Origin of the sequence: Bacteroides sp. MSK.18.37, from assembly GCF_019129155.2 — a bacterium.
Classification (GTDB): Bacteria; Bacteroidota; Bacteroidia; order Bacteroidales; family Bacteroidaceae; genus Bacteroides; species Bacteroides ovatus.
This window is the reverse complement of the sequence record NZ_JAHOIB020000001.1, coordinates 1416987-1429349: the sequence shown is the minus strand read 5'-3', so window position 1 is coordinate 1429349 and position 12363 is coordinate 1416987. Positions and strand designations below refer to the sequence as shown.

At 44.4% G+C, this 12363-nt stretch carries 10 protein-coding genes; 4 read left to right on the top strand and 6 right to left on the bottom strand.

Annotated features, from left to right (window positions below; all coding sequences use genetic code 11):
• The first annotated feature begins 16 nt into the window (after positions 1-16).
• Positions 17-238 (top strand): carboxypeptidase-like regulatory domain-containing protein, encoded by a 222-nt coding sequence (locus KSX81_RS06020; RefSeq protein ID WP_004297975.1) that lies wholly within the window; start codon positions 17-19, stop codon positions 236-238.
• A 477-nt stretch (positions 239-715) separates the two neighbouring features.
• On the opposite strand, the gene rpiA is transcribed toward KSX81_RS06020, so the two are convergent.
• The 5 genes from rpiA to KSX81_RS05995 all read right to left on the bottom strand — a co-directional run bounded on the left by rpiA (position 716) and on the right by KSX81_RS05995 (position 7473).
• Positions 716-1417, bottom strand: coding sequence for a ribose 5-phosphate isomerase A (gene rpiA / locus KSX81_RS06015; protein WP_004306818.1), 702 nt, complete (start codon positions 1415-1417; stop codon positions 716-718).
• 351 nt (positions 1418-1768) lie between these two features.
• Complete coding sequence (gene trhA / locus KSX81_RS06010; RefSeq protein WP_004321798.1) at positions 1769-2419, bottom strand: PAQR family membrane homeostasis protein TrhA; 651 nt, start codon at positions 2417-2419, stop codon at positions 1769-1771.
• 80 nt (positions 2420-2499) lie between these two features.
• The gene (locus KSX81_RS06005) at positions 2500-4419 is read right to left on the bottom strand and encodes a transglutaminase domain-containing protein (protein WP_217725929.1); all 1920 of its coding nucleotides are present in this window, start codon (positions 4417-4419) and stop codon (positions 2500-2502) included.
• Positions 4420-4438: 19 nt separating this feature from the next.
• Positions 4439-6478 (bottom strand): DUF3857 domain-containing protein, encoded by a 2040-nt coding sequence (locus tag KSX81_RS06000; RefSeq protein WP_217725930.1) that lies wholly within the window; start codon positions 6476-6478, stop codon positions 4439-4441.
• Between the two features lie 95 nt (positions 6479-6573).
• Positions 6574-7473, bottom strand: a complete 900-nt coding sequence (locus KSX81_RS05995) for a diaminopimelate dehydrogenase (RefSeq protein WP_008776313.1) — start codon at positions 7471-7473, stop codon at positions 6574-6576.
• Positions 7474-7660: 187 nt separating this feature from the next.
• Between KSX81_RS05995 and ruvA the strand changes: the two genes are divergently transcribed.
• Together ruvA and KSX81_RS05985 are read left to right on the top strand one after the other, a co-directional pair.
• Positions 7661-8263, top strand: a complete 603-nt coding sequence (gene ruvA / locus KSX81_RS05990; RefSeq protein WP_004306823.1) for a Holliday junction branch migration protein RuvA — start codon at positions 7661-7663, stop codon at positions 8261-8263.
• A 1-nt stretch (position 8264) separates the two neighbouring features.
• The gene (locus KSX81_RS05985) at positions 8265-9257 is read left to right on the top strand and encodes a DUF3843 family protein (protein WP_004321790.1); all 993 of its coding nucleotides are present in this window, start codon (positions 8265-8267) and stop codon (positions 9255-9257) included.
• 400 nt (positions 9258-9657) lie between these two features.
• On the opposite strand, the gene KSX81_RS05980 is transcribed toward KSX81_RS05985, so the two are convergent.
• Positions 9658-10494, bottom strand: coding sequence for a hypothetical protein (locus KSX81_RS05980; RefSeq protein WP_004297988.1), 837 nt, complete (start codon positions 10492-10494; stop codon positions 9658-9660).
• Positions 10495-10589: 95 nt separating this feature from the next.
• On the opposite strand from KSX81_RS05980, the gene KSX81_RS05975 reads away from it, so the two are divergent.
• Positions 10590-12023 carry a CCA tRNA nucleotidyltransferase gene (locus KSX81_RS05975; RefSeq protein ID WP_004321787.1) on the top strand — a complete coding sequence of 478 codons (1434 nt, stop codon included), beginning with the start codon at positions 10590-10592 and terminating at the stop codon, positions 12021-12023.
• Positions 12024-12363: the final 340 nt, after the last annotated feature.

The window sequence follows — 12363 nt, the reverse complement described above, 5'->3', positions numbered from 1 at the left end:
ATTTAAGAGAGAATTTATGAAAAGAAAATTGATGTTCTTAATGACCTTCCTTTTTATAGGTATAGGTCTAGTGACAGCGCAAACATCCAGAGTTACCGGTTTGGTTACCTCTGAAGAAGATGGGCAACCTGTCGTAGGTGCTTCAATATTGGTGAATGGCACTACCCTTGGTACTATCACTGATATTGACGGTAAGTTTACAATCACGAATGTACCAAGTTCTGCTAAGACTTATTGATTTTTCTTTCCTCCTTTCCTTCTGCTTTTTTTCTCCTATCTTGTTGTTTTTCAATGTTTTTGTTTCGGATTTTAAAAATTAACCTATTCTTCCGGTTTCTTTTATTGAAACTTCCTTTATCAATTCTTATCAATTTAGTAGTCTTTGCTTCTCATTGATTTTTGAGAAGGGATTAATATTCTACCCAAATTTTTAATAAATTTCCCGGTGTTTTTCTTTATCTAGGCGTTTTTAATATTCGTGTTTTGGAGGTATGAGTTAAATGTTACAATCTAATAGTGATTGAAATTATGAGTGATAGTAAAGAAGAATGCAAAAGACTGCAAGTTGACACCCGGGTGTCGGTATGTATGAGACCCGGGTGTCAGATAACCTAGTTCTACTAACTAAAATAAAGGTAAAGCCATACTTTTTAATTTGCATTAGAACAAATCAAATTTACGTCTCTGCAAAATGGGATTTTCAGCTTGTGTTATTTTATTCCGCCACGATCACTTTGATGTCATAACCTATGAAAAGTCCGCTCTCTATAACACCGGTGATTGCCTTCAGTTGTTCTTCGAGCGAAGAGTCGATGTAGTTGAAACGGGTGTCGAGGATAAAGTTGCCGTTTTCTGTAAAGATAGGTCCGTCTTTGCCACGAGCGGGACGAAGAACAATCTCCGAGGCACCCAGCCGCTGCAACTCATGCTCTACATAAGTCAGTGAGTCCGGAAAGACCTCTACAGGGATGGGAAATTTGCTTCCCAGCTGATTCACACGCTTGCTGGGGTCGATGATGATGAACGTTTTGCGGCTGCTTCTAATCAGTAGTTTCTCTTTGAACATCGCTCCGCCACGTCCCTTAATCAAGTTCTGTTGCGGATCTACTTCGTCCGCTCCGTCGAATGTCCAGTTGGGGCGTTTGTTCCAGAGGGTAGTTTGGGGGATGCCTAGCTGTATGCAGGTCATCGAGATTTCTTGTGAGGCGGGAATCACTTCGATATGCAAGTGCTCTTCACGAATTCGTCGTGAGAGTTCGAACAGAGTCAGGTAGACTGTAGAGCCGGAGCCGGCTCCTATCACATCTCCGTCTTTTGCCGTGGCGGCAATTTCACGGGCTACGTGTTCTTTTGCCTCCCGGTTGATGATGGAGTCCGACCATTGCAGGTGTTTTATCAGGTGATTTTTCCAATCCATAAATTTGCGTTCTAAATCGTTTTCGTTTTAAGTTCCTCTTTTCTATATAACGAATTTGTGAATCTGTTTGTTTGTTCGTTTCAAATTCAGAAGGAAAAAACTCATTAGCGGCAATTCAATCATTTAAATCGTTAATAAACGATTCGTTAATTTTTAACTTTATTGCGTTAAACGTTAACGAACATCTGCTTTTTATTAAACCGTGTTATAAGTTAGGCTGCTTTGGCCTGAAAATTTGGAGATGACCGAAAAGTCCGTATCTTTGTACTGTGTTTTTCATAGTATTAGATTTAAGGTTAACAAAGATTGGCTGTCTGGGATAGATAGCCTTTTTTTTGTCCCTACCATTCCTTACAGAATCAGCCAGATCGCAATGATGTGTCCGATACTGCCTCCCAGACAAAACAAGTGGAAAGTGGCATGCATATACGGTTTGCGCAATGAATAAAAGACAGCTCCCACAATATACGAAACTCCTCCGCCGATCAGCCACCAGAAAGCAGTAGTGGCTCCCAACTCTGCCAGATGATCTAACAAAGGTTTCATGGCTACCAGTATACAGGCTCCCATACCTACGTAACAAGCCGTTTCGAGATTACTGTGTTCTTTCAGCTTTTTGAAGCTAAGAATGAAACCGGCAATAGCCGACAGCCAGACGAAAGCGAAGATTCCCCATCCCCATCCTCCGGCATGCCGCAGGACAAGTAGCGTGAAAGGAGTGTAGGTGCCCGCGATGTGCAGGTAGATAGCTCCATGATCGAATTTGCGGAGCAACTCTTTCAGTTTCCCCGGACGGCTGCCATGATACCACGTAGAACTGACATAAGAGGAAAGCATCCCCGCCAGATAGACGGATACACAAGCAACTGCCCACTGCGGTTCCATATTCTCGGAAGCCTTTTCCAATAGGAAATATCCGGCCACGATTCCAAGCAGGATGCCTATTCCGTGGCTAAGGGTATTTGCCCATTCTTCTATATGATTGTATCGTTTGTTCTTCAATGTTCCTTTTTTTGAATGGTTAAGTCACAAAAAATGTTGAGTCGCAAAGATACTTTATTTTCTGTAAAGCGTTTCCCTCCTTATTCTTTTTTTAAAATGATTTTTCCTCCATATTGTCCTGCCACTTGCTTGCGGAAATCAATGAATGCCGCATATTCATCCGGACTGTAAACCCCTTTGCGCATAAACAATCGGTGAGTGATGTAGATTTCCTTATCTTTCACCTGAATACCGGAATGGAAACTGCCGAACTTGCTTTTCACGTCAAGCGGTTTCGGAAGTCCTTCGATTACATATCCTTCCGGCAGTTGGATGCGGATGCTGTCGGTATCTGTGTATCCGTAGTTGATGTAAATGGGATAGGTGCGCTTCGTCACAGGAGGAACACTGAATTCTTTTCGGAACACATTGGTGGGGATAAACAGACGGTTGCCCGTTTTATGCCCGTATTGATTGCTGGTGGCAGTGTAGTCGAAGGTGATAGACGGATTGGGTTCCTTGCACTCGCTGATTTGCAGGTTCTGAATATCGGCTTGGGATAAGTTGATGCTTGAACGGATGCGGTCTTTTTGTTTGTTGGGCTCCAGATAGACGATGCCTGCTTCATTCTCATATTGAAAAATCCGGGAGATTTCGTTCACCTCTATCCGTGCCTCGGCTGTGGGGGAGAGGGTGATGTTGGCAACGATGTGCTGTGTGTTCAGCGAGTCGGGATAGGTGGGCAGGCGATACATCTGGCCGCCGGTCGGTTCGATGAGTAAGGCGTCGTGTCCCGCAATGTCTTGGTGGACATAGCCGAAGGGAAGCGATGGATTTGTACATTCCAGCCAGAGCGTATCTTGGGGAAGCGGAACTTGCAGGATGACGTGATTCATCTGGTTGGCACTGGAGAAGTCTGGTAGCAAGCGCTCGTTGGTGGTGCTGATGACTGTATAAGTGGAAGCAATTCCCAACTCTTTCAGCATGGCGCGGGTGTAATTGGACAATCCTTTACAGTCGCCGAATCCCGTGCGGCAAACATCGGCGGCGGCAATGGGCTGTAAACCTCCGATGCCTAGTTGGATGCTCACGTAACGGGTGGTTTTGGCCAGATAATCGTAGATTGCTTTCACCTTGTCCCGGTCGGTAGTGCAGCTGGCTGTCAGTTCGTGCAGCTTGGCGCGGAAAGGTTCGGTGAGCAGGTCGCGTCCGTTGAGCAGTTGGTATTGCCATTCTCCGTACTTTTGCCAGCTGCTCATATCGCCTTCCGACTTGTCGTACTTGAAAGCGGAGGGAGCAAAGTAGACACGTGGAAATAGCTCGGCGAAATCCGGACCGAAAGGTTCTTTGATGATGGGAGAGAGCTTGGAAGCGGTGGCTTCGATCACTTGCTTCCCGTCGGCTCCGGTGGACTCCTTCACTTCGATTTCTTTTCCCTGCGTGTTCAGTTCGCGGTATCTGCATCCTTGTCCTGCGGGCAGCTCGATCCGGTAAGTCGCTTTCTCCACTCCCTGGTTAAATTCTGCCTGCGGGACAAAAGGGAGATAACCGATTAGTCCGTTGTTGCATTTCATTTCCCATTCGTATTTCACTGTGAAAGGGAAAGAAGGATGATTACATTCGTAATAATAAAAATAATCGTCCGTGGTAAGCGAAGAGCTGTATTCACTTTTCTGTAGTTCGGATTTCTTTATCTTACGTACACTTTGTCCGGTGGCATTGAGGATTTCTCCGGAGAATTTCTGCAAAGAACGGAACATGTCACATCCGCAGAAGAAACGGGCTGCCTCCAATCCTTTACGGTTGAGGACGCTGATTGTCAGGCTTTCTTTTTCTATGGATTGGGTCATAGATTTGCAGAGAACCTCTGTGCGTGCTTCAACGATAACGGAATTGGCATCCTTGAGAATATCCTGTGCACATGCCGGCTGTATGTGCAGACTTAGGCAGATAAGGACACAGGACAGACCGAATGCCCGGCATATCCTTTGTTTCAGGATGGGGTGGCTGGAACGGATCATTGGTGTAAACAGGTAAAGTTTATATTTTTTTGAGCACGATGAGTGCGTTGTTTTTTTCGATTACTTTGGCCCATAGTTCCTGCAGTTGTTTGTATTGTTCGGAAAGGAATATGTAGCCTTTCAGGTGGAATACATAATTGAGCAGGATTGTATTTCCCTGTTGCTGAATCATATATTTACACTGTAATCCGTCTCCTTCCGACCGGATAGATTGTGATTGAGGAAGTTCTTCCACTTCATATCCTTCGGGGAGAGTCAGCGTAGACAGCATCGTGAATTTGTACGGGTAGGGAAATTCGATGGGAAGTACCCGTTCCGTCTGGATAAAAGGATTGCTTTTCAATTGCGGAAAGAGCATTGGATTGATATAAAGGTGATCGTCCGTTCGGTCGGCTTGCAGGACGAAGTCAAACTCTTCTTCTATCAGTGCCCAGTCATTTTCCTGCTTTTTCACTTTCAGGTTGGTGACAGTGAGTTTCTCTTTCTGGCTGACTTTGTTTTCAGGATTCGAAACGAGATTGTCCTGTTTATGATTTTCATTTGCCTGATATTCGATGGCTTCCTGCCCGTAGAGAACCGTGCTGCGATGTCCTTTCACTTGATTTCCCTCTATTCGAGCATCAATCTTCATAAAACTTTTGTTGTGGGAAAGAGCCATCACGTTCACCCATTTCTTTTCTTCTTTCTCTTTTAGGGAAAGCATGCGTGCTTTGTTTACAGACAATTCAAGCGGCAATATATTAAAGGCAGGTACGTCCATAGAACTGTCTAAAAATACATATTTTTGTTTGTTTATATCGTGGATAGCAACAAAGAATGTTTTTAGTTTTTGCAGAGAAGGAAAGTTGTACGGCAGCATACCTGATGAACGTCGGCTCATAACCACCGGATAGGCTTCCAGCCCGAAGTCTTTCAGGATGCTGATAAGGATGAAATTCAGGTCGGCATTACTGCCGCTTCCTTTCTTGATTACTTTTTCGAGCTCTTTGCTGTAGAGCTGATACCGTCCGTTCCAGGCCATTTTCTTTTTGAGCACCTGGAAGGCGCAGATGATTTTCTCCTCGAAATTCATTTCGCTGTTGTAGGCTTGTTTGGTTTCAGGGCGGAAAGGGTTGGTGAGTGAGAGGTGTTCGCCGAACTGTGTATTTTCCGGTTTGAGCAACTGCTTGTCTACATCTTCCCATTTCTGGCTGTATGGTTTGTATTCATTGGGGGTGAATTGAGTGCCTTGCAGATCGAAGCTCACTTGCACCTTATAGTCTTCCGGACACCAGCAGTAGGATTCGTCCTGACGGATAGCCGGAAGGTTGCGTGAGATAAAGGTGGTTTCTTGTGCCGAAACGGTGAAGTCTTTGCTGACTCCACCCGCACCGGAGCCTTCACGTTCTGTGGCATGAATGGAGGAGTCTCTTTGCTTCACTTGTATGTAGTCCTTTCCCCGGAGTTCGATGTTGTAGACAAATACATGAGGGATGGTGATTTTATACTGGTTGTAGAGCATCGGGAGTTCTTCCTGCATCATCCAGTTGTCGATGTGTGAGAAATAGTCGGAGTAGAGTTTGTAGTGATATTCGATGATAGTGCCCTCTTTGACAGCAGGCAAAGAGAATTTTAGTATTTTATACAGGTTATTGAACCGTTCGAAAGAGATGGATTCCCGCTTCATGGGCGTTTTTATGCATTTCCCGTTTTCCATATTGTAGGAGCAGCCTTCTATCTCACTGGCTCTTTCCTGTCCTTCATCTTTATCGGTAGGAGAGTAGTAGGGAACGGACACGTCGGCGTATGACACTCCTTGTGGTTTCAGGATTTTGATGCGTACCCAGTGCTCGGTAGTTAGTTGAAAACCGTCATGGTAGATGAAGTCACTTTGTCCCTGATGGAAGAGATAAATAGCCGTAGCGGTGGTGTCCGGGGCATAAGAGGTGAGAGACAGTTCTTCTTTGGAGGGTTTTCCGTATTTCAGATTGGGCTCTATGGTGGCTGTTGTGGCTTGCTGTGGGTAGACAGGCGACAGGAGCTGTAATAGAAATGCGCAGAGAATGAATAGTTTTCTCATAATTGTGTTTTTGTAGTATGCTCACAAAGATAAAAAAAATAGAGAAAGGTGTATCACCTTTCTCTATTTTAATTTTGTTTTATGTATAAAATATATTATACCAAATGTCCGATCCATTCTTCGCGGTCGCCGGGGAGAAGGTCGATAACGGGAACTTCTACCATCGTGTAGCATCCCGGTTGTTGCTTCATGGAAGCACGTGCCACGCATACCAGTACTTGTGCGGTCAGTGCGGGGTTATTGATACGCATATTAAATTCGAACAACTGGTTCTGTGTTTTGCCGGATACACCTTTGCGAGTCAGATTTACACCATGACCCATATCCAGCAGGGCGTCTACACTCGGAACGAGTTTCACGTGTGTTTCATCGTTCACGAAGTAAGGATCTGCTTTGATGGCAGCGGCTACTTCTTCGAATTTATATCCGTCTTTCAGTTCGATGTATACCATGCGGCGGTGGATTCCCGTGCCGGTCGGAATGGTCATGGAAAGGGCAGCTTTCACTCCGTCAATCGCTTTTACGGCTACTGTGTGTCCCATGCTCATACCGGGACCGAAGTTGGTGTAGGTGATGCCTTTCGGAGCAATTGCTTCCAGCATGGTGCGTACGATGGAATCGCTTCCCGGATCCCATCCGGCAGAGATGATCGATACGGCTTTATGTTCTTTGGCGGTAGCATTCAAGGTACGGCGCAGGTCTACGATACCGGTGTGGATATCGAAACTGTCTACCGTGTTAATACCCATCGCCAGATATTCTTTTGCATATTTTTCTACGCTGCGAGTCGGCGTGCAAAGAATAGCTACGTCTACTTCTCCCAGCTCTTTTATATCCTTCACTACTGCGTAGTTTGCTAACTCTTCCGGTTTGTTCTCTGCTCCTGCACGACGAACGACTCCGGCTATTTCGAAATCAGGTGCCGCCTGAAGCGCTTCAAGTACATAATGTCCAATGTTGCCATAACCAACGATGGCAGCTCTTACTTTTTTCATTCTTTTCTTGGTTTTAATGAACAAATTTCTTTCTTTTGCTTGCAAAAGTAAACAAATTACTACTAACTTTGGTTCATCTGCTTTAATATTTTTATTTTTTTCATATTCTTCATATCTAATGTACAAAAGAATAATCTGTGAAAATCAGTGTAATCTGTGGTGAGAAAGTTTTATCTTTGTCCCTGTTATGATAGAATATATTAGAGGCGAACTTGCCGAACTAAGTCCGGCAACCGCAGTGATCGACTGTAATGGGGTGGGATATGCCGCCAATATATCTTTGAATACCTATTCGGCTATTCAGGGAAAGAAAAGTTGTAAGCTATATATTTACGAGGCGATTCGTGAAGATGCGTATGTGCTCTACGGATTTGCCGAGAAACAGGAACGGGAGATTTTCCTATTATTGATTTCCGTTTCCGGAATCGGGGGGAACACGGCTCGTATGATTCTTTCGGCTCTCTCGCCTGCCGAACTGGTGAACGTAATCAGCACCGAAAATGCGAACATGTTGAAAACGGTGAAAGGCATCGGGCTGAAGACTGCGCAACGCGTGATTGTCGACCTGAAAGATAAGATAAAAACAATGGGTATGTCTGCTGCCGGAGGGGCTTCCGCAGGTTTGTTGTTGCAACCTGCCAATGCGGAAGTGCAGGAAGAGGCGGTGTCTGCATTGACGATGCTAGGCTTTGCTGCTGCACCTTCACAGAAGGTGGTGTTGGCTATCTTGAAGGAGGAGCCGGATGCTCCGGTAGAAAAGGTTATCAAACTGGCTTTGAAACGTTTGTAGTATGAAGCAACAGAAGATATATATGAAAGCATGGCTGGACGCTCATGGTCGTGCAAAAGCAGTGGATACGGATGAATGGTATCTGGATTTCGCTAACCAGCTATTGCCGTTGGTGGCAGATTCTTTTATATACGGTGGGAGAGAGTGGGAGGAAGACCAGAAGCGAGTGGCTTTGACGTGTGCCTTGTATTTGGAAGATTGCGTAGCAGACGGAGGAAATTGGCGTCAGTTTATTCATTGGCACCGGAAAAGCTACGGACGTTATTTGCCTTTTTACGCACTGACGGAGGAATATTTGCCGGACGAAATTAACCGTGAAGATATTGTTTTCCTTTTGTGGGCCATCAATTCTCCGGTTGGCGATGATTTTGATGGAGTAGAGAACCCGATGGATGCAGATTTGCTGGAGTTTGCGGATACGCTTTACAACCGTTTGGATGCTGCGTTCGAATTGGCTCCTATCAGCGATTATCTGGCAACGGACTGGCTGATGGAAACGGAGCTGATGCAAAAGAAGCGGATGCCTCTGCCGGTAGCTTTGCCGGGAGAAAAGATGCCTACGAACGTAGAACGTTTCCTTGAAGCGAGCAAAGGTGAACCGCTTTTATACTTTGACTCTTACGAAGCGCTAAAATTTTTCTTTGTGCAGTCGTTGAAGTGGGAAGATGAAGAGGATTCTTTGTTGCCTGACTTAAAGGAGTTCGGTAACTTTGTGGTTTTTGCCAATCCGAAAGGGTTGTTGATCGGTCCTGATGTAGCCGAATATTTTGCAGACAAACGTAATCCGCTCTACAATGCCGAACTGGCTGAAGAGGAAGCATACGAGCTGTTTTGTGAAGAAGGTTTGTGTCCGTTCGATCTGCTGAAATATGGAATGGAACACGATTTGTTGCCGGAAGCACAGTTCCCGTTTGAGAACGGAAAGGAGTTATTGCAGGAAAACTGGGATTTTGTGGCTCGCTGGTTTTTGGGTGAGTATTACGAAGGAGAATAAGAATTATAAGAAATAAGTACTGTTTATATAAGTGCTGTCTATGTTAATCAAAAAAAGTAACAATCCTTTTGCCGGAAAGACAAAGTCTGCAGTCGGTAAAAAGAAGACGACCGGAAAACGGGTCGGAAAATCAAAGCAGGAAAAGGCTAATAATCAGTTGAATAGAAGGATAAAATAACGGCGTGTAGACCACGCCGTTTTTGGTTATCAGGCTACGCCGTTTGATGATGGCAGACTACGCCTTTTCTCCCTACCAGGAAACGCCTTTTCTCTCACGCAGAGGATTAAGAGTCTCATTATGCATTTGACGGGAATAGTTGTCGTTTATGAAAAATAACAACTATTCCCGTCTATTTTATTATTAACCAATGGCTTTTTCTGGTGGATGGCTTTCCTTTTACTAATCGGTAATTTCTTCCTGTGCTTTCCGTTCTTTCTTCTTATTGATGAATCCGATTTTCAGGTTGGCTTCCTCTTGTTCTTTTTTAATCTGTTCCATGGCCGAGAGGATTTGTGCTAATTCGTAAACACCTGCTGCGGCCTGGCGGTCGGTTGGACTCATTGTCGTTTTATAGGTGCGGTCGCCTATATATTCCACACGGATATTTTTGTCTTTATTGAGATTCAGGAATTCGATCACATTTCCGTCTTCCCCTAGTTTGTAGTCAGCTTTTTCTATTTTCTCGTTCATATCCGTTGTCTCGTAGCTGTCTTTGGAGCTTGGAGTTTCTGCAAAACTGCCGTCAGGAGCAATCACTTTCACTTTTGTATGGTGAATATTGCCGGCACCACAGTAGATGGAAGTCATACTCATTATACCTTGCTCGTTCACTTGGAAGCGGAGGTACGAACGGTGCATATTCTTTTCAATGGTCTGTGTAGGCCAGAGATAGTTGCCGACTTGTTGATATTCGGCATCTTTTTCTAGTTTGAATTTGTCCTTGATGGCATTGAATTCTTCTGTCTTTGCCTGAAAGGCGCTATCCAGGTAAGCAAGCGTTTTTTGCTGTGCCTTTGTTTCAACATCGAGCATCAGTGCCTGTCCCGCCTTACGTGCTTCGAACGCTTTGGGATAGAGAATCTTGATACTGTCAATTTGTAACTTAGCTTCTTCATAGTCGCCACGTTCGTAGGCAGCCTTGGCAACCATCAGTTTTTCATTGGCTTTTTTCTCAAGGCCATTTCCGCAGGCAGCTAATGCCAGCGTACCACAAAAGAGGATAATCAGTTTTTTCATCACAAATTCTATTTACTGGTTTTATTAGCGGCAAAAATACAAATATATCCCTTATTTTTGTAATTTTGTCCCCTCAAAACTTATAACTAAAAAGAATGATAGAGTTGACTCAAGAGGAATTGAAGCAGCATTTTAGCGAACCCATCTTCGGACAGATAGCCGAAACGGCTGATACACTCGGTATGGAGTGTTATGTGGTAGGTGGTTATGTTCGTGATATTTTTCTGCAACGTCCCTCTAAAGATATAGATGTAGTAGTTGTAGGAAGTGGAATTGCAATGGCGGAAGCCCTTGGAAAACAGTTGGGACGTGGTGCTCATGTTTCTGTTTTCAAGAATTTCGGAACAGCACAAGTAAAATATAGAGGCACGGAAGTAGAGTTTGTTGGTGCACGTAAAGAATCTTATCAACGGGATTCGCGTAAACCTATTGTTGAAGACGGCACGCTGGAAGACGATCAGAATCGTCGCGATTTCACGATCAATGCTCTGGCCGTATGTCTCAATAAAGCACGTTTTGGTGAATTGGTAGATCCGTTTGGAGGTTTGGAGGATATGAAGGAAAAGACAATCCGCACTCCCCTCGACCCGGATATTACTTTCAGCGATGATCCCTTGCGCATGATGCGTTGCATCCGTTTTGCTACGCAATTGGGTTTTTACATTGACGATGATACTTTCGAATCGCTTTGCCGGAATAAGGAACGGATTGAAATTATATCCCGTGAACGTATTGCGGACGAATTGAATAAGATTATTCTTTCTCCAATCCCCTCAAAAGGATTTATTGATTTGGAGCGTAGCGGTTTGCTGTCGTTGATTTTTCCGGAATTTGCCGCCTTGCAGGGTGTGGAAACACGGAACGGACGTTCCCATAAGGATAATTTTTATCATACGTTGGAAGTGCTGGATAATATCAGCAAGAAGACTGATAACCTTTGGCTGCGTTGGGCTGCTTTGTTGCACGACATTGCCAAACCTGCCACGAAACGTTGGGAGCCTAAAGCGGGATGGACGTTCCATAATCATAACTTTATCGGTGAAAAGATGATTCCGCATATCTTCCGCAAGATGAAGTTGCCGATGAATGAGAAGATGAAGTATGTACAAAAGCTGGTCAGCCTGCACATGCGCCCGATCGTTATCGCAGATGATGTGGTGACAGACTCGGCTGTACGCCGTCTGCTCTTCGAAGCGGGTGATGACATTGACGACTTGATGATGCTTTGTGAAGCGGATATTACTTCCAAGAATATGGAACGTAAACAGCGTTTCCTGAATAACTTCCAGTTGGTTCGACAGAAACTGAAGGATTTGGAAGAGAAAGACCGTGTCCGTAATTTCCAGCCACCTGTGAGCGGAGAAGAAATTATGGAGATTTTCGGCTTGGAACCTTGTCGTGAGGTCGGAGTCTTGAAGAGTGCTATCAAAGATGCAATCTTGGATGGAGTGATTCCGAATGAATATGAGGCGGCTCATGCTTTCATGCTGGAACGGGCAAAGAAGATGGGAATGACGCCTATTCGCTGATAGAAGGACGGAACAGATATAAAATCAGGCATCGTAATCCTATAGTATTCAGACACTGATTTATGCGAATCAGTAGTTGAATTGGAGTAAAACAAGGCAGGAATGAACTAATCTTAGTTCTTCTAAGATTTAATTGGTAATATGCGATGATTTAATATTCATCATACATAGATTTATTCGTCTGACAGTTGTTGAACTTTCGTCTGACAATTGTTGTTCTTTCGTCTGACAATTGTCAGACGAAAGAACAACAATTGTCAGACGAATAAATTCATGTATCATTAGCCATAACCCCATTAGGTATCAAAAATAAATCTGCACAAGCTCGAAATTAGTTCAT

Excerpts from the sequence above, each read along its gene's own strand:
- KSX81_RS05975 (WP_004321787.1), top strand. The coding sequence starts at position 10,590 with ATGATAGAGTTGACTCAAGAGGAATTGAAGCAGCATTTTAGCGAACCC.
- KSX81_RS06020 (WP_004297975.1), top strand. The coding sequence starts at position 17 with ATGAAAAGAAAATTGATGTTCTTAATGACCTTCCTTTTTATAGGTATA.
- KSX81_RS05995 (WP_008776313.1), bottom strand. The coding sequence starts at position 7,473 with ATGAAAAAAGTAAGAGCTGCCATCGTTGGTTATGGCAACATTGGACAT.
- KSX81_RS05985 (WP_004321790.1), top strand. The coding sequence starts at position 8,265 with ATGAAGCAACAGAAGATATATATGAAAGCATGGCTGGACGCTCATGGT.
- KSX81_RS05980 (WP_004297988.1), bottom strand. The coding sequence starts at position 10,494 with ATGAAAAAACTGATTATCCTCTTTTGTGGTACGCTGGCATTAGCTGCC.
- KSX81_RS06005 (WP_217725929.1), bottom strand. The coding sequence starts at position 4,419 with ATGATCCGTTCCAGCCACCCCATCCTGAAACAAAGGATATGCCGGGCA.
- rpiA (WP_004306818.1), bottom strand. The coding sequence starts at position 1,417 with ATGGATTGGAAAAATCACCTGATAAAACACCTGCAATGGTCGGACTCC.
- KSX81_RS06000 (WP_217725930.1), bottom strand. The coding sequence starts at position 6,478 with ATGAGAAAACTATTCATTCTCTGCGCATTTCTATTACAGCTCCTGTCG.
- ruvA (WP_004306823.1), top strand. The coding sequence starts at position 7,661 with ATGATAGAATATATTAGAGGCGAACTTGCCGAACTAAGTCCGGCAACC.